The organism is Rathayibacter sp. Leaf296 (assembly GCF_001423045.1).
Taxonomy (GTDB): domain Bacteria; phylum Actinomycetota; class Actinomycetes; order Actinomycetales; family Microbacteriaceae; genus Rathayibacter; species Rathayibacter caricis.
Map to the genome: position 1 here is coordinate 393,688 of NZ_LMNR01000002.1, position 17,150 is coordinate 410,837.

Below are 17,150 nucleotides of genomic sequence, written 5' to 3' on the forward strand. Positions count from 1 at the left end.
GGGGGGGCGAGGGGACGGACCTCTGGGAGCGGACGGGCGAAGCCCCGTCCCCCACCGGCCAGCCGCGCCGCGGAGAGGCCGCGACCCGGAATCGCGTGCGAGCGATTCCGGGCAGGCCGACGCACCCCGCTCTGCGGAACGGGACCACCCGGAAAGCCGACCGCGGGTCGTCTAGCGGCGCGCCGCTAGACGACCGATAAGGACTGCCGGGCGATCTCGAGTTCCTCGTTGGTGGGGATGACGAGGACGGCGACGCGGGAGTCGTCGGTCGAGATGCGGCGGGCGCCGCGGTCACGGGAGGCGTTGCGCTCGGGGTCGAGTTCGATGCCGAGGCCCTCGAGGCCGCGCAGCGCGCCTGCGCGGACGGCGGGGACGTTCTCGCCGACTCCGGCGGTGAAGACGATCGCGTCGACGCGGCCGAGCTGGGCGTAGTAGGCGCCGATGTAGTGGCGGAGGCGGTGGTAGTAGACCTCCAGGGCGGCGGCGGCCTTCTCGTCGCCGGCCTCGGACGCCTCCTGCACGTCGCGCATGTCGCCGCGGCCGGAGAGGCCGAGCAGTCCGCTGCGGCGGTTGAGGACCGTGTCGAGCTCGTCGATCGAGAGCCCGGCCTTGCGGGCGAGGTGGAAGACGACGGCGGGGTCGAGGTCGCCGGAGCGGGTCCCCATGACGAGGCCCTCGAGCGGGGTCATGCCCATCGAGGTCTCGACGGAGGCTCCCCCGTCGACCGCGCAGACGGACGCGCCGTTGCCGAGGTGCAGGACGATCGTCTTGAGGTCGGAGCGGCGGCGGCCGAGGTAGGCGGCGGCCGATTCGGACACGAACTTGTGCGAGGTGCCGTGGAAGCCGTAGCGGCGGATGCGGTGCTTGTCGGCGAGTTCGGCCGGGATCGCGTAGGTCGAGGCCTCCGGCGGGAGGGTGTGGTGGAACGCCGTGTCGAAGACCGCGACGTGCGGCACGTCCGGGAAAGCCTTCTGCGCCGCCTCGATGCCCTCGAGGTTCGCCGGGTTGTGCAGGGGCGCGAGGTCGGAGAGGTCCTCGATGTTGATCTTCACGAGGTCCGTGACGACCGTTGCCTCGTAGAAGCGCTTGCCGCCGTGCACCACGCGATGCCCCACGGCGACGGGCGGGAACTCGGAGAGGCTCGGCCCGTTCTCCTCGAAGGCGCGGATCATCGCGTCGAAGCCGGCGGTGTGATCCGGGATCGGCCCCTCGATCTCGACGCTCTCGCCGTCGTGGGAGTGCTTCGTGCGGCCGGTCTCCTCGCCGATCCGCTCGACGAGGCCGCTGGCGAGCGTCTCCTCCGTCGTCATCTCGATGAGCTGGTACTTGAACGAGGACGAACCGCTGTTGACGACGAGGACGACGGACATGGTGAGGACTCCTGGGGGTCGGGGTCGGTGGGGAGGCGGCGACGCGGGTGGCGTCAGCGCACGACGGGGATGGCGGAGGTGGGCGGCACGATCGCCTGCGTCGCGGCCTGGATGGCCGTGATCGCGACGGTGTTGACGATGTCCTGGACGAGGGCGCCGCGGCTGAGGTCGTTGACCGGCTTGCGCAGCCCCTGCAGCACCGGGCCGATGGCGACCGCGCCGGCCGAGCGCTGCACGGCCTTGTAGGTGTTGTTGCCCGTGTTGAGGTCGGGGAAGATGAACACCGTCGCGCGGCCGGCCACCTGCGAACCGGGCATCTTCGAGGCGGCGACCGCCGCATCCGCTGCCGCGTCGTACTGGATCGGGCCCTCGACGAGGAGGTCGGGGCGGCGCTCGCGGACGAGCGCGGTGGCGGCGCGCACCTTCTCGACGTCGGCTCCTGCTCCGCTCTCGCCCGTGGAGTACGAGAGCATCGCGATCCGCGGGTCGATGCCGAACTGCTGCGCGGTCTCGGCCGAGGAGATCGCGATGTCGGCGAGCTGCGCCTCGGTCGGGTCGGGGTTCACCGCGCAGTCGCCGTAGACGAGCACGCGGTCGGCGAGCGCCATGAGGAACACGCTCGAGACGACCGAGACGCCGGGACTGGTCTTGATGATCTCGAAGCCGGGCCGGATGGTGTGCGCCGTCGTGTGCGCGGCTCCCGAGACCATGCCGTCGGCCAAGCCGAGCTGCACCATCATCGTGCCGAAGTAGGACACGTCGGTGACGGTGTCGAACGCGTGGTCGTAGGTGATGCCCTTGTGCGCGCGGATGCGGGCGTACTCCTCGGCGAAGCGGGCGCGGTGCTCGGGGTCGAGCACGCTCAGGACACGGGCGCCGTCGAGGTCGAGGCCGAGCCCGGCCGCGCGGCCGCGGACCTCCGACTCCTCGCCGAGGATCGTCAGGCGGGCGATGCCGCGCTTCAGCACCGTCGCCGCGGCACGGAGGATGCGGTCGTCGCCGCCCTCGGGGAGCACGATGTGACGGTCGGCGATGCGGGCGCGCTCGATCAGGCCGTACTCGAACATGAGCGGTGTGACGACCTCGGAGCGGCCGACGTCGAGGAGGGTCAGCAGCTCGACCGCGTCGATGGTCTGGTGGAACAGTGCGAGGGAGGTGTCGCGCTTGCGTGGCGAGTCGGCCGCCAGACGCCCGCGGGCGGCGGTGACGCGCACCGCGGTGTCGTAGGTGCCGAGCTCGGTCATGACGATCGGCAGCCGGGTGTCGACGCCCTCGATCAGCCGGACGATCGGCTCCGGCAGCTCGAAGCCGCCGTTGAGGATGATGGCCGAGACCGTCGGGAAGTTGCCCGAGGCGTGCGCCATGATCACGGCGAGGACGACCTCGGGGCGGTCGCCCGGGACGATGACGACCCCGCCCTCCATCAGGCGCGGGAGCACGTTGACCATCGACATGCCGGCCACGACGACGCCGAGCGCCTCGCGGCCGAGCAGTTCGGGATCGCCCGCGACGACGACGCCGTCGACCGCCTCGACGAGACGGGAGACGCTGGGGGCGACGAGGAACGGATCCTCGGGGATCGCCCAGACGGGGACGCCGGCCTGCAGCACCTCGCGGATCGCCGCGACCGCGTTCGGAGCGGTCTCGGGATCGGCGCGGTTCGCGATCACTCCGATCAGGGAGGCGTGCGCGGTGCGCAGCTCGACCGAGGCGAGCTCGGTGATCTGGCGCATCTCCTCGGGAGTGCGCGCGGGCGCCTGGCCGAGCTGCTCGCTGCGGGAGGGGTCGCGACCGGTCAGCACCAGCAGCACCGGGGCGCCCAGGTTGGCCGCGATGCGGGCGTTGTAGCCCAGCTCGGTGGGGCTGCCGACGTCGGTGTAGTCGGAGCCGAGGATGACGACCGCGTCGCACTGCGCCTCGACGCCCTTGTAGCGCTCGACGATGCGCGACAGCGCGGCCTCGCCGTCGGCGTGCACGTCCTCGTAGGTGACGCCGATGCAGTCCTCGTAGGCGAGGCCGGAATCGGAATGGCCGAGCAGCATCTCGAGCACGTAGTCGGGCTCGGAGGTTGAGCGCGCGATGGGGCGGAAGACGCCCACCCGCTGCACCTGGCTGCTGAGCACATCGAGGACGCCGAGGGCGACCGTGGACTTGCCGGAGTGACCTTCGGCGGACGAGATGTAGATGCTCTGGACCATCGGAGCCACCCTACCGACGGGGCCCGCGTCGAGACTGGGCAGTCGCTTCAGGATGGGAGGGCGTGCACGAGGTGCGGCCTGGGGAGGAGGGGTTCGCCTCCCTCAACTGAAGAAGACCCCTCTGTTAACCGAAGAAGACCCCCCGCGCACCCGCCAGAGCCCGGTTACCCTTGCTGCGTTTCCGCCCTGGGGGAGTTGGCCTGGATGGCGCCACGCGGGGAGCCGGGAGACAGTCTAACCCGATCCGGCGGGGCTCAGGAGCGCCCCGTGGTCTGCAGGGGGCGCCCGTTCCGTGTAGTGTGCATGAGGTCGCGATCACGGTCGCGCCTGGAGGATTCGCCTAGTGGCCTATGGCGCACGCTTGGAAAGCGTGTTGGGTGAAAGCCCTCGGGGGTTCGAATCCCCCATCCTCCGCGAACGGTGTCCGTTGCTCTCGCCAGCACGGGCACCGTTTTCGTTAACGGGTGCACCGTGCGCCGGCGGGTCCAGTCTCAGCGGGCGATGCGGACGAGCCACTCCTCGAGCAGCATCCGCTCGGCCTCGCTCAAGGCGTCGACCGAGCCGAGCACCGCGCGCAGGGCGACCGCGTGCGCGACGAGGGCGCGGGCCGCGGGATCGGTCGGGCCCGCCTCCGACGTCGTGATCGCCGTCAGGACCGCCTCGCGCGACCGGGAGGAGAGGTCGTCGTCGGAGTCGCGGCCGGCGGTCAGCGTCAGCGTGCAGCCGAGGGCCGCGGACTGCAGGAGCCGGGCGGCGTGCTCGACGTCGACGGTGAGGCGGCCGGCCTCGGCGACGGTGCGCACGTGCGCGAGCAGGACGCCGCCGGCGAGGCGAGCGGCCTCGGACTCCTCCCCCGGCCGGGCTGTGAACATCAGCGCGTAGAGGTGCGGCTGCGCGAGGCCGAAGGCGACGTGCTGGTCCCAGGCCGCGCGGAGGGCGTCGACGGGGTCGGACAGGGCGTCGCTCCGCTCGAAGTCGGCGAGGGCGTCGGCGACGGCCGCGGCGACCACCGAGTCGAGGAGGCCGCGGAGGTCGCCGAATGTGCGGTAGATGGTGGGCGCCTGGACACCGGCGGCAGAGCTGATGGCGCGCGTCGAGACGGCGTCGCGCCCGCCCTCGGCCAGGAGCTCGGCGGTCGCCCGGAGGATGCGGTCTCGGGTGCTCGGGCTCTCGGTCACGAGTAGTGACGCTAACACGCGAGCGTTAGCGGGGCGGCTGGGGTGGGTGGATCTCGATACGCCCGCTGCGCGGGCTACTCGATCAGCAAGAGGGAGGCGGCGGCGTCCCTCGTTGGTCGAGTAGCCCCGGAGGGGCGTATCGAGACCCGCGTCCACCGAGGGCGGAGGCGTCAGGGGGAAGTCCGGAGCGGGTGGATCTCGATACGCCCGCTGCGCGGGCTACTCGATCAGCAAGAGGAGGCGCCCGCAGGGCCGCCTCTCCTCCGGGAAGGTGCCCGCAGGGCCGCCGCCGCTGGCGGGGTGGGCTGCAAGGCGGAGGAGGGAGCGATACCGGCGGTATCGCGACCGACGACAACGCCGCAGACGGCCCCGTCAGCGGCGGCGGCGGCCGCGTCAGCGGCGGCGGCGGGCGGTGCCGAAGATGCCGCGGACGACCTCGCGGAGCAGGGTCTTGCCCGCCGAGGAGCCGAGGACCTGCTCGACGACGCCCTTCTCGCGGCGCGGGGTGCTGCTGCGGGTGGTGGGGGCGGTGCGGCGGCGGGTGCGCTCGGCGGCGGCGTCGGCGCGGCGCTCGGCGGCGGCGCGCTCCTTCTGCAGGCGGGCGGCGGTGGCGGCGCGCTCCTTCGCGGCGCGGGCCTGCTCCTTCGCGAGGCGGGCGTCCTCCTCGGCGCACTCCTCGGCGACCCGGCGCTCCTCCTCCGCGTCGGCTGCGGCGTCGAGGCGGCGGGTCAGGATCTCGCGGGCGGAGTCGCGGTCGAGCGGCGTGCCGTAGCGCGCGAGCAGCGGGGAGCGCTGCACGCTCTCCTCGCGCTCCGACTCCGTGGTCGGCGACATGGAGCCCTGCGGGGCGCGCAGTCGCGTCCACGCCACCGGCGTCGGAGCGCCGCGCTCGTTCATCACCGTCACGATCGCCTCGCCGATCGGCAGGGCCTGGAGGGTCTCGCCGAGGTCGTAGTCCGACTCCGGGTAGGTCGAGACGGTGGCTCTCAGGGCTTTCGCGTCGTCGGGCGTGTGGGAGCGGAGCTGGTGCTGGATGCGCGAGCCGAGCTGGGCGAGGACGTCGCCCGGCACGTCCTTCGGCGTCTGGGTGACGAAGACGATGCCGACGCCCTTCGAGCGGATGAGGCGCACGGTCTGGGTGATCGCCGCGAGGAAGTCCTTCGAGGCGTCGCGGAACAGCAGATGCGCCTCGTCGAAGAAGAAGACGAGCTTCGGGAGGTCGAGGTCGCCGACCTCGGGCAGGTCGTTGAAGAGGTCGGCGAGCAGCCACATCAGGAACGTCGAGAAGAGGGCGGGGCGGTCGGCCACTCCGGGGACTTCGAGGAGGCTCACCATTCCGCGGCCGTCGGCGATGGTGCGGAGGAACTCGGCCGTGTCGATCTCGGGCTCGCCGAAGAAGACGTCGGCGCCCTGGTCTGCGAACGCGATGAGCTCGCGGAGGATCACTCCCGCGGTGGCCTTCGACAGGCCACCCAGCTCGGCGAGCTCGCCCTTGCCGTCGTCGCCGACGAGGTAGGTGAGGACGGCGCGGAGGTCGGAGAGGTCGACGAGCGGGAGGCCCTCGCCCTCGGCGTAGTGGAAGACGAGGCCGAGGCTCGACTCCTGGGTCGCGTTCAGACCCAGCACCTTCGAGAGCAGCAGGGGTCCGAAGCCGGTGACGGTCGCGCGCACCGGGACGCCCGTGCCGATGCCGCCGAGCGCGAAGAACTCGGCGGGTGACGCCTCCGCGCGCCAGTCCTGACCGATGGTGCGGGTGCGGGCGAGGAGCTTCTCGTTCCCGGTGCCGGGCGTGGCGAGGCCGGAGAGGTCGCCCTTGATGTCGGCGGCGAAGACGGGGACGCCGGCCGCGGACAGCTGCTCGGCGAGGACCTGCAGCGTCTTGGTCTTGCCGGTGCCGGTCGCGCCGACGACGAGGCCGTGGCGGTTGAGCATGCCGAGCGGGAGGCGGACGGGGACGTCCGGGCGAGCCTCGCCGTTGACGAGGGCGCCGAGCTCGAGGACGGGGCCTGCGAAGGCGTAGCCGGCGCGGACGGCGTCGACGGCGGACTCGGAGAGCGGGCCCGCGGGAGCGGGAGCGGGTGCGGGTGCGGGAGCGGGAGCGGGTGCGGGCACGGCGACCGGATCCTCCTGAGCCGCCTCGACCAGCCGCACGTCGTCGACGACGGCGCTCGCCTCCTCCGGACCCGACACCGCGCCCAGCGCCGCCGCGGCGGCCTCGGCGCGCTCGAGCGCCCGCGCCGCCTCGGCCTGCAGTGCTCGGGCGGCCTCCAGGGCCGCGCGTGCGTCGTCCCTCGCCGAGGCGAGCCCGTCGTCGATGCTCATGCGACCAGCCTAGGCTCGCGTGTCCTCGCGGACGTGCCAGGCCTGGCCGTAGCCGCCCTCCTCGACGGGCTTCGCCATGAGCTCGAGGAACGGCGCCGCATCGAACGCCTCCGGGCCGAGCACTCCCGCGCCCGACCAGGCGCCGGTGGCGAGCATCTCGAGGGCCACGACCGGGTTCAGCGCGGTCTGCCACACGACGCACTGCGTCCCGTACTCGGCCATCGTCCACTCGTTGTCGCTCACGTGGTAGAGGTACACCTCGCGGTGTGCGCCGTCCTTCGTGCCGCTGACCCACAGGCCGGCGCAGGTCTTGCCGGTCATGCGCGGGCCGATGCCGGCCGGGTCGGGCAGGGCCGCGGCGACCACGTCGCGCGGGGCGACGAGCACGGGGCCCTCGGCCGACCGCACGCGGATCGGCTCGGTGCGGTCGAGGCCGAGCAGGTTGAGCGTGCGCAGGACGCCGATGAACTGCTCGCCGAGCCCGTACTTGAAGGTGACCCGCTCGGCGTCGAGCCAGCGCGGCATCAGCAGCACCTCCTCGTGCTCCACGTTCACGCACTCGACCGGGCCGATGCCCTCGGGGAACTCGAACACCTCGGGCTCGGAGAAGGGCGGTGTGGTGAACCAGCCGCGGTCCTTCTCGAAGACGACCGGAGGGTTCAGGCACTCCTCGATGGTGGTCCAGATCGAGAAGGACGGAGCGAAGACCTCTGCGCCGCTCTCGTCGCGGACCACGAGGTTCGCGCCGTCGCGCACGCCCAGCTCCTCGATCCGGTCGAAGAGGTGATCGGAGGCGTAGCGGGCGAAGACGTCCGACAGGCCTGGCTCGACGCCCATCCCGACGAGGGCGAGACGGCCGCGCGACTCCCACTCCCCCGCCGCTTCGAACTGCTCGTCGCCGAGCTTGACGCCGGTCTTGGCGTGCGGCTCGTCGGGGTGCGGGCGGGAGAGGCTCATCGCCATGTCGACGTAGTCGGCGCCGGCCGCGAGGGCGCCCGCGAAGATCGTGGGGACGAACTTCGGCTCGACGGCGTTCATGACGTGCGTCGCCCCGTGGGCGCGCGCGACCGTCTCGACGCTCTCGGCGTCGGAGGCGTCGATGCGGGCGGCGACGAAGCGGTCGTCGACGCCGTGGCGGTCGGCGATCCACGCGACGGTGCGCTCGGCGCGGGCGAGCTCGTAGTCGGAGACGATGATCTGCTCGAAGAACGTGCGGCGAGCGGCGATCCGGGCGAAGGCGTCGCCGACGCCGCCGGCGCCGACCAGGAGGATTCTCATGCCCCTACCGTAGCGACGGATCGCGTCGCCCACCACGTCCGCAACCGTCGAGAACGATGCCGGACTCGCCCTCCGCCCACTGATTCCGTCACTCCTCCGCGCCGACGTCCTTCTCGAGGAGGCGGATGAAGCGCGACAGCCGCTCGAGCCCGGTGAGCGAGGTGGGCAGGGAGGCGGCGAGGGCGGGCGAGTGCACGAGGTACGCGGCCCACTTCGCCCGCGAGATCGCGACGTTCAACCGGTTCGGCAGGAGGAGGAACTCGAGGCCCCGCGGGACGTCGGCGCCCGAGGACGCGGCGAGCGACACGATCGCGACCACCGCTTCCCGGCCCTGGAACAGGTCGACGGTGCCGACCGCGGTCTCGTCCAGGCCCGCCTCGTCGAGGGCGGCGCGCAGCAGCCCGCCCTGCGCGTTGTAGGGCGCGACCACGATGACGTCGGCGGCGGTGAGACTCCGCTCGCCGTTCTCGTCGACCCAGGTGCGGCCGATCATCGACCGCGCGATCTCGACCACGCGGCGCGCCTCGTCGGGCGAGGAGGTGGTGTCGCCGGCGTGCACGACCGGGACGGAGTGCAGCCCGGGCGCCACCCCCTCGAGGCGGCGCTCGGCGGGGGCCCGGGACACGAGGGCGCCCTCGTAGGAGAGCTCGGAGACGGCGGCGGCGAGCGCCGGGTGCATCCGGTACGTCTGCGCCAGGAAGTAGCCGTACTCGGCGGGCAGCACGTCGTGGCCGTCGGCCAGCCAGCCGAGCGCCGACTCGTCCACCGGCTCGGGATGCGAGCCCTGACTGACCTGCGGGAGCTGCTGCGGATCGCCGAGGAGCAGGAGGCGCTGCGCCGCGACGGAGCTCGCGATGGTCGGGGCGATCGAGAACTGACCCGCCTCGTCGACGACGAGCAGGTCGAGTGAGCGACGGGGCACCGTCTGGGCGTTCGCGAAGGTCCACGCGGTTCCGCCGACGACGCAGCCGCCCTCCTCCTGGAGCACCGCCGCGAGGGCGGCGCCGTTCGTGACGGGAGCCCACGCCGCCGCGGCGAGGGACTCGGCCGAGGCGCCCTTCTTGGGCACCTTCGCGACCCGTGACGGGTCGACTCCGCGGCCCACGACCGCCGTCAGCACGTTCTCGACGACGGAGTGCGACTGCCCGACCACGCCGACGCGCCAGCCGTGCTCGCGCACGAGCCGGGCGATCACGTGCGACCCGACGTAGGTCTTGCCGGTGCCGGGCGGACCCTGCACGGCGAGGGTCGCCCGATCGAGGCCGACGAGCGTCGAGACCACGGCGCCGATGACGTCGTCGGCCTCGACCGGGGCGACCGCGGCGGGGGGCCTGCGCCGCAGCACGTCGAGCGCGGGGTCGGGCAGCAGCTCGGGCAGCGCGTCGAGGACCTCTCCGCCCCACTCCGCGATGGCCTCGGGCTGCGGAGCCGCGCGCGGCGGCGGGGCGGGGGCGAGCGCGACGGGCGCGTCGTCGTGCGGGTCCTCCCCCGCCTTCAGGCCCTCCTTGAGCAGAAGCACGATGCGCTCTCCGTCGTCGTCGACCGCGAGGATCTCGGAGCGGTCGGACGCGCCGCGGAGCCCCGGGCCGGGCGAGGGCGCTCCGGGCGGCGGAGGCGCGTCGTAGACGAGGTACGGCGTGGAGCCGGTGCCGAGCCGGCTGCCGGGAGCGAGCCGGCCGAGGATCCGCAGCTCGCGCGACTGCGTCCGCGCCTTCGGGAGCTTGGACCAGTCGCGGACGACCTCGACGCGGTCGATCATCACGACGTCGCGGGTGTCGGCCCACTCCTCGAGCGGCTCGCGGAGGCGGCCGAAGTGCTCCTGCCAGAACGTCTTCGCCTCGCGGCGGTGGTAGTCGATCGCCGCACCGGCCAGCGCGAGCGCGGTCTGGTCGGCCGTGCGCTCCCAGGGCTCGACGCCCTCGATCTGCGCGAGCAGCGCGACGGCGGTGGGGTCGGGCTCGCGCGGCACGGGCAGGTCGATCTCGACGAGCGGCAGCGGCGTGTCGCGGGGCGGCGCGAGCGACAGCAGCCAGTCGCGCAGCCGGAGGGTCGACCGGCAGTCGTACGCGTTGTACTCGGCCACGAGGTCGAGCTCGCGCTGACCCGTCACGGGGTCGTCCTCGAACGCGGCGCGCGCCTTCACGTAGACGTCGATGCTGTCGGCCGCGTTCGTCACTCCGGACGCGTCGCGCTCCTCGGAGCCCATGTAGAGCGGCTCGAGCTTCTTGATCGAGTAGCTGCGCGAGCCCACCCGGAGCGCGCGGCGCACCACCGGGTAGAGGTCGACGAGCACACCGTCGCGCAGAAGCTGGTCGACCTCCTCCTCGCCGACGCCGTGCCGCAGGGCGAGCGAGAACAGGTGCGTGCGCTCGTACGAGGCGTAGTGGTAGACGTGCATCCGCGGGTACCGGGCCCGGCGCTCGCGCAGGAACGCGAGGAAGTCGACGAGCGCCCGCCGCTCGGCGGCGAGGTCGTGCGCCCAGAACGCCGTGAACTCCTCCTGGTCGTCGACCATGCCGAAGAGGTAGTCGAGGCCCCACTCGCGGTTGTCCTCGCTGTGCAGCGGATCGCCCTCGAAGTCGAAGAAGAGATCGCCGGGATCGGGAGCGGGCAGGGCCGCGAGGACGGAGGGGTCGATCAGCTCGACGGCGGGCACGGGCGAGGACTCGGACAGCACCTGCAGCCGCGCCTGCGCGCGCAGCGAGTCGAGGGTGCCTGCACCGAGGCCGGGGACGGCGCCGACGTGCTCGGCGAGGGCATCGAGGGTCGTCACTCCGGCGGCCGCGAGCTTCGCCCGCTGGTCGAGCCGCATCCCGGCGACGAGGATCGGATCGCGGTGCGCCGCCACCTCGGGCGCGCAGACCGGGCAGCGACCGCAGGAGAGGTAGCGCGCATCGCCCCACGCGAGCGGCTCGGCGGCGGCGAGCCGCTCGGCCAGCACCGACCGCAGCCGCGCGCGCTGCACGCGCTGCACCGGCGCGATCGAGGCCAGCTCGTGGCTGGTGACGGAGCCGTCGCCCAGCACCAGGTGGACCCGTTCGCCGACCCGGACGCCGCGGGCGCTCATCTGCTCGGCGTAGGCCGCGAGCTGCAGCAGGGCCGGGATCTTGGCGTGCCGCGCGAGCTTGGTGTCGTAGACCTCGTACGCGCCGTCGTCGGTGCGGAGGAGGAAGTCGGAGAAGCCGAGGAACTCGCCGTCGAAGAAGGTCGCCTGGTAGAGGACGTCGACTCCCGTGCGCATGGCCTCGACCGCGGCGTCGGCGGCCGCAGCATGCTCATCAGGCCCGTGCGGGGGGAACTCGAGCACCTCGCGCGACTTCTTCAGCTCGTCGAGGAAGCGGTGCTCGTGCTCGTCGCCGAGGACCGCAGTGCGGTCGAGCATCGCATCGACCACCGGATCGAGCCGGGGGGACCGGCCGAGCATCGCGTCGAAGCGCCGCAGCACCGCCCACTCGCAGGCCGCCCAGTTCGAGAGGTCGGTGGGGCTCGTGACCACGCGGCCGGCCTCCAGGTACATGCGACTCCCTCCCTGCCGCCGGGCGGCGGGCGCCTCCAGGCTAGGGGGACCCTCCGACACCAGCGCGTGGGAGGCTGGACGGGTGACCAGGGCGCGCTTCGAGATCATCCCCACCGCCGACATCGCCGAGCGGGCCCGCCGCGCGTTCCCCGATCCGTCGACCGTCGTGCTCACCGTCACGAGCCTCCCGAAGCACGGCCTGGACCGCACCCTCGACGCGGCCGTCGAGCTCGCCGCCCTGGGCTTCGGCGTCGTGCCCCACCTGGCCGCCCGCACCGTCGAGGGGAGGCCCGCCCTCGAGCGCGCGCTCGGCCGTCTGGGCGACTCCGGGATCGGCGAGGCCTTCGTCGTCTCGGGCGACGCGAAGAAGGCGAGCGGGACCTACTCGACGAGCCTGGAGCTCCTCCGCGACGCCGTCGAGATCATGCCCGGCCTGGCCGTCGGCATCGCCGGCTACCCGGAGGGGCACCCGCACCTGTCGGACGAGAGCATCCTGAAGCACCTGCGCGAGCGGGCGCCCTACATCCGCTCGATCGTCACGCAGATGTGCTTCGACGTGGACGCCGTCGCCCGCTACGCCGACTCGCTGCGCGCCGAGGGCATCGACGCGGAGCTGTGGGCGGGGATCCCCGGACCGGTCGAGCGCGCGAAGCTGCTGAGCCTGGGCGCGAAGATCGGCGTGGGCTCGTCGCTCGGATTCCTGACGCGCAGCTCCTCCGTCGCTGGCGGGCTGCTGCGCGGCCGCCGCTTCGACCCGACCGCGTTCGTCGGGCGGTTGGAGGCGGCGGCGGGCGACCGGTTCCACGGGCTGCACGTGTACACGTTCAACGAGCTCGACGGGCTCGCCTCGTTCGGCGCTTAGCGCACGTCCGAGCGCTTCACCCAGATCGGCGGATGCGGCAGCTCGCTCTCGCTGCGGAGACGGCCGGCGAGCGGCGCCCAGACGACGAGCGCGACTCCGACGCCCAGGAGCAGGCCGCCGATCGTGTCGCTCAGCCAGTGGGCGCCGAGGTAGGTGCGGCTCGCCATCATGGCGATCGTGTAGAGGAAGCCCGCGATCCAGACCCAGATCAGCGGGAAGATCAGCGCGAGCACCATGGCGGTCGTCGCCGCGTTGGCGGTGTGGCCGGAGGGGAACGAGCCGTAGTCGCTCGTCACCAGCATGTCCTCGGGGCGGGCGCGGCCGACGAGCTCCTTGACGAGCTGTGTCAGGCCGACGCTGACGAGGGCGGCGACGGCGTAGTAGAGCGCGGCCCAGCGCCTCCGGAACACGAGCAGGACGGCCACGATGGCCAGCGGGATGATCGCGGTGCCGGTGATGCCTGCGCCGACCGTGTTCATGATCAGGGCGGGGACGTCCCAGACGCTCGAGCGGTGCTCGACGACCTCGTCCATCCACTCGACGTCGAAGCCGAAGGCCGTGGTGGGGCGGTAGGCGATCATGATCGCGAGGACGACGGTGATGAGCAGGGCGATCGACGCCGAGATGAGCGGCCAGCGGCGTGAGACGCGGTGCGCGACCTCCTGCGTGAGGACCTTGGTCGCCGCGGGGTCCGCGGACGGCGCGGCCGTGCCCATCCGCTCGCGCTGCACCGCATCGGGGCTCGCGGTGGCGGGCTCGGTCGTCGGGCGGTTCTCGCGGTTCACCATATGGACATGATGCCGCGCCTGCCGTTCACCTCGCGGGGGCTTGCGCCGGAGCGCGGTCCGCGTGATCGGCAGGGGATCGCGCGGTCCGCTCGCCCCGGCGCGTCAGTCCTGCAGGGCGGCGACCGTGCGCGGGCGCACGATCAGCCAGAGGGCGAGGATCGAAACGGTCGCGGTCGCCATCATCACGAGGGCCATCGGCACGGCGGAGGAGGCGCCGAAGATCCCGGAGATCGGCGAGAGCAGGCCGGCGACTCCGAAGTTCACCGCGCCCAGCAGCGACGCGGCGGTGCCCGCCTCCCTGCCGTGGTTCACGAGGCCCAGCACCTGCACGCACGGGAAGCTGAAGCCGCAGGAGGCGATGAACAGCCAGAGCGGGACGAGCGTGCCCCAGAGGCCGAAGCCGAGGACGTCGAACAGCGCGATCAGCCCGGCCGAGGTGAAGAGCGACACGGTGGTGATGGCGAGGATCCACTGCGGGCCGACCCGGCGGCTGAGGCGGGAGGATGCCTGCACGCCGAAGACGACTCCGAGCGAGTTGACCGCGAAGAGCAGGCCGTACTGCTGCGCGTCGAAGCCGTAGAGCCCCTGGAAGAGGAAGGAGGAGCTGGAGAGGTAGGTGAAGAGGCCTGCGAAGGTCATGCCTCCGATGACCGCGACGCCGACGAACTGGCGGTCGCCGAGCACCGAGCCGTAGCGCTGCGCGAGGGAGCGGCGGTCGCGGTCGTCGCGCGCGGTCCGCGGGCGGGTCTCGACGATGAGGAGCGCCACGGCGATCATCACGACGAGGCCGTAGCCGGCGAGGAAGACGAAGACTCCGCGCCAGTCCATGACGAGCAGGAGCTGCGAGCCGATCACCGGGGCGAGGACGGGCGCGAGACCCGACACCAGGGCGAGGCGGGAGAGCATCCTGACGAGCGGACGACCGCCGAAGAGGTCGCGGACCATCGCCATGGCGACGACTCCGCCCGCCGCGGCGCCCGCGCCCATCAGCACGCGGAACACGCCGAGCCAGACGATGTCGGGCGCGAAGGCGGCGCCGATGCAGGTGAGCACGTGCACGGCCGTGGCCAGGATCAGCGGCAGCCGGCGCCCGACCGCGTCGCTCCACGGCCCCACGATCAGCTGGCCGAGGGCGAAGCCGAGCGTCGTGCCGGTGAGGGTCAGCTGCACCGCCGCCTCGGACACGTTCAGCTCGCTCTGCAGCACCGGGAACGCGGGGAGGTAGAGGTCGATCGTGAAGGGTCCGAGCGCGGTGAGCGCTCCCAGGACGATGATGTAGACGAGCCGCTGACGCGCGGTCAGGGCGTCGCCGGGGTGGCGGTGGACGGGGACGGAGCCGGTGGGCGTCGAGGCGACGGTGGTCACGGAGGCCTTCCTGCGCAGGAGCGCGGGGAGCGGAGCGGGAGCGGCTCGAACGGCCGCGAGGAGCGGCGCGGGACCCGTGGATCCCTGCACCGCTCCTCACGCTAACCGCCGGGAGCGCCCGTGTACTCCCCCTCGGTCGAATTGATTCGACTATCAGTCCATGCGAGGACGTGATCGGCGCGATCCGCGACCGGGAGGTCTCTCACTCCACCCGCAGCAGTGCGACCCCCTGGGGCGCCAGGGTGACGGAGTCGGCGCGCCCGCCGGTCAGCACGTCGACCCCCGCGATCGGCACGACGGCGTCCGAGCGCCCGTGGTTGATCGCGAAGACGATTGCACCGCGGCGGATGAGCTCCACTCCCTCGAGGGGCTCGGCGAGGATCCCCTCGACCCCCGCGTCGGCGAGCGCGCGCTCGACGACCGTGCCGAGCAGCTCCGGCGCGGGCCAGGTCGCGACGTACCAGGCGGAGCCGCCGCCCGCGGTCTCGCGGCGGGTGATCGCGGGCCAGCCGTCGAGATCGTCGGTGAAGCGCGCCAGCACCTCCGCGCCGTCGGCGTGCAGGTACTCGCGCCAGCGGGTGATCGCGCCGGCCAGCGACCCGGTCACGGTGGAGTCGGGCAGGTCGTCCGAGAACGCGTCGGCGGAGGCGAGCGGAGCGAACTCCTCGACGCGCACGCCGAGCGTCGACTGCAGCGCGCCGAGGTAGCCGCCCTCGGTGATGTGCGCGTCCTCGTCGGTGATGCCGCTCTGGAACGTGGTGACGAGATGCCCGCCGCCCTCCGCGTACGCGGCGAGGCCGGCCAGATCCTCCGCTCGCGCGGTGAACAGCGCCGGAGCGACGACGAGGTCGTAGCCGTCGAACGGCCCGGAGGCGCGCACGAAGTCGACAATGACGTGGCGGCGGGTGAACTCGCGGTGCCAGGCGGTGACGTGCGCTGCGTAGTCGATCGCGCCGGGAGTGGCGTCCTGCTCGATCGACCACCAGCTGTCCCAGTCGAAGACGATCGCGACGCTCGCGGCCACCTCCGTGCCCAGGATCTCGTCGAGGCGGCCGAGCTCGGCGCCCAGCTCCTCGACCTCGCGGAAGACGCGCGTCTCGGGACCGCCGTGCGGCACGAGGCCGGAGTGGAACTTCTCGGCTCCCGCGCGCGACTGCCGCCACTGGAAGAAGAGGATGCCATCGGCACCGCGGCCCAGCACCTGGTAGCTCCAGGCGCGCATCTGGCCGGGCTTCTTCGGGGCGTTGCTGCGACGCCAGTTGACGGCGCTGGTCGCCTGCTCCATCAGCAGCCACGGGCGGCCCTCGCCCAGCGAGCGCATCAGGTCGCGGGCGACCGCGGCGGTGAAGGGCGCCTCCGGATCGGCGGGGTCGGGGTAGAGGTCGTCGGACACGACGTCGACGTGCGGCGCCCACGCCCAGTAGTCGACCGGCTTGAAGAGCCCCATGAAGTTCGTGGTGATCGGGGTCTCGGGCGAGTACTCGCGCAGGATCTCCTTCTCGGCCAGGTAGCACTCGAGCAGCTGGCGGGAGGAGAAGCGGTCGAAGTCCAGGCGCTGGGTCGGGTTCGGCAGGGTCGGCATCGCGGCGGGCGGGCGCACCTCCTCGAAGCTCGAGTAGCGCTGCGACCAGAAGGCGGTGCCCCAGGCCTCGTTGAGCGCCTCGATGCTGCCGTACTTGGCGCTCAGCCACTCGCGGAACGCGAGGACGGCCGACTCGGAGTAGTCGTGCGAGACGTGGCAGCCGTACTCGTTGCCGATGTGCCACATCTCGAGCGCGGGGTGGCCGGCGTAGCGCTCGGCCAGCTTGCGGACGAGGCGCGCGGCGTACCGCCGGTACACGGGCGAGGACGGCGCGTACTGCTGGCGCGAGCCGACTCCGAGGACCACGCCGTCGGCGGTGACGGGCAGCATCTCGGGGTGCTGGTGGCTGAGCCACGGCGGCGGAGACGCGGTGGCGGTGGCGAGGTCGACGCGGACGCCGCCTGCGTGCAGGCCGTCGAGGACCTCGTCGAGCCAGGCGAAGTCGAACTCGCCGTCGCGCGGCTCCAGGTGCGCCCACGAGAAGACGCCCACCGTCGCGAGATTCACTCCGGCGCGGTTCATCAGGGTCACGTCCTCGGGCCACACCTCCTTCGGCCACTGCTCGGGGTTGTAGTCGCCTCCGTAGCGAACGGGCATGTGCTCTCTCCTTCGACCGCCGCAGCGGGGGTGCGGGCCGGGGCGCCGACGGTGGTGCCCGGTCCCGGTGGTCCTCCAGCAGGGTAAGCGTTT

The 17,150-nt window shown here is 72.7% G+C and carries 10 protein-coding genes, 1 tRNA gene and 1 other RNA gene; 2 read left to right on the forward strand and 10 right to left on the reverse strand.

Translation table 11 applies throughout. The features are described from left to right. Positions 1-185: 185 nt before the first annotated feature. The 3 genes from ASF46_RS12095 to ffs form a co-directional block, all read right to left on the reverse strand. On the reverse strand, positions 186-1,370 hold the full coding sequence (locus ASF46_RS12095; protein ID WP_056867822.1) for an acetate/propionate family kinase: 1,185 nt from the start codon (positions 1,368-1,370) through the stop codon (positions 186-188). Positions 1,371-1,423: 53 nt separating this feature from the next. Continuing rightward, positions 1,424-3,568 (reverse strand): phosphate acetyltransferase, encoded by a 2,145-nt coding sequence (gene pta / locus ASF46_RS12100; protein ID WP_056867823.1) that lies wholly within the window; start codon positions 3,566-3,568, stop codon positions 1,424-1,426. Between the two features lie 130 nt (positions 3,569-3,698). Beyond that, an RNA gene (gene ffs / locus ASF46_RS18825) (signal recognition particle sRNA small type) lies at positions 3,699-3,795 on the reverse strand. A gap of 102 nt (positions 3,796-3,897) precedes the next feature. Here ffs and ASF46_RS12105 point away from each other — a divergent pair. After that, positions 3,898-3,982 (forward strand) — tRNA-Ser (locus ASF46_RS12105). Positions 3,983-4,059: 77 nt separating this feature from the next. On the opposite strand, the gene ASF46_RS12110 is transcribed toward ASF46_RS12105, so the two are convergent. The 4 genes from ASF46_RS12110 to ASF46_RS12125 form a co-directional block, all read right to left on the reverse strand. After that, positions 4,060-4,746 carry a TetR/AcrR family transcriptional regulator gene (locus ASF46_RS12110; RefSeq protein WP_082485463.1) on the reverse strand — a complete coding sequence of 229 codons (687 nt, stop codon included), beginning with the start codon at positions 4,744-4,746 and terminating at the stop codon, positions 4,060-4,062. A gap of 393 nt (positions 4,747-5,139) precedes the next feature. Next, a complete protein-coding gene (locus ASF46_RS12115; protein WP_056867825.1) occupies positions 5,140-7,068 on the reverse strand; it encodes a helicase HerA-like domain-containing protein in 1,929 nt (642 codons plus the stop codon). A gap of 9 nt (positions 7,069-7,077) precedes the next feature. Beyond that, a complete protein-coding gene (locus ASF46_RS12120) occupies positions 7,078-8,346 on the reverse strand; it encodes a saccharopine dehydrogenase family protein (protein ID WP_056867826.1) in 1,269 nt (422 codons plus the stop codon). An 88-nt stretch (positions 8,347-8,434) separates the two neighbouring features. After that, positions 8,435-11,863, reverse strand: coding sequence for a TM0106 family RecB-like putative nuclease (locus tag ASF46_RS12125; RefSeq protein WP_056867827.1), 3,429 nt, complete (start codon positions 11,861-11,863; stop codon positions 8,435-8,437). A gap of 82 nt (positions 11,864-11,945) precedes the next feature. Between ASF46_RS12125 and ASF46_RS12130 the strand changes: the two genes are divergently transcribed. Beyond that, entirely contained in the window at positions 11,946-12,725 is a 780-nt protein-coding gene (locus tag ASF46_RS12130) for a methylenetetrahydrofolate reductase (protein WP_056867828.1), read from the forward strand. On the opposite strand, the gene ASF46_RS12135 is transcribed toward ASF46_RS12130, so the two are convergent. The 3 genes from ASF46_RS12135 to ASF46_RS19425 all read right to left on the reverse strand — a co-directional run bounded on the left by ASF46_RS12135 (position 12,722) and on the right by ASF46_RS19425 (position 17,057). After that, positions 12,722-13,513 carry a phosphatase PAP2 family protein gene (locus ASF46_RS12135; protein ID WP_235576939.1) on the reverse strand — a complete coding sequence of 264 codons (792 nt, stop codon included), beginning with the start codon at positions 13,511-13,513 and terminating at the stop codon, positions 12,722-12,724. The two genes, ASF46_RS12130 and ASF46_RS12135, sit on opposite strands and share 4 nt — an antisense overlap. 102 nt (positions 13,514-13,615) lie before the next feature. Further along, positions 13,616-14,878: a multidrug effflux MFS transporter gene (locus tag ASF46_RS12140; protein WP_056868575.1), complete on the reverse strand. Its 1,263-nt coding sequence runs from the start codon at positions 14,876-14,878 to the stop codon at positions 13,616-13,618. 202 nt (positions 14,879-15,080) lie between these two features. Next, positions 15,081-17,057 (reverse strand): beta-galactosidase, encoded by a 1,977-nt coding sequence (locus tag ASF46_RS19425; protein ID WP_056867829.1) that lies wholly within the window; start codon positions 17,055-17,057, stop codon positions 15,081-15,083. Between the last annotated feature and the right edge of the window lie 93 nt (positions 17,058-17,150).

What these genes read in the sequence shown, in the direction of transcription:
- ASF46_RS19425 (WP_056867829.1), bottom strand. Translation starts at nt 17,057, where the DNA reads ATGCCCGTTCGCTACGGAGGCGACTACAACCCCGAGCAGTGGCCGAAG.
- ASF46_RS12135 (WP_235576939.1), bottom strand. Translation starts at nt 13,513, where the DNA reads ATGGTGAACCGCGAGAACCGCCCGACGACCGAGCCCGCCACCGCGAGC.
- pta (WP_056867823.1), bottom strand. Translation starts at nt 3,568, where the DNA reads ATGGTCCAGAGCATCTACATCTCGTCCGCCGAAGGTCACTCCGGCAAG.
- ASF46_RS12095 (WP_056867822.1), bottom strand. Translation starts at nt 1,370, where the DNA reads ATGTCCGTCGTCCTCGTCGTCAACAGCGGTTCGTCCTCGTTCAAGTAC.
- ASF46_RS12115 (WP_056867825.1), bottom strand. Translation starts at nt 7,068, where the DNA reads ATGAGCATCGACGACGGGCTCGCCTCGGCGAGGGACGACGCACGCGCG.
- ASF46_RS12120 (WP_056867826.1), bottom strand. Translation starts at nt 8,346, where the DNA reads ATGAGAATCCTCCTGGTCGGCGCCGGCGGCGTCGGCGACGCCTTCGCC.
- ASF46_RS12125 (WP_056867827.1), bottom strand. Translation starts at nt 11,863, where the DNA reads ATGTACCTGGAGGCCGGCCGCGTGGTCACGAGCCCCACCGACCTCTCG.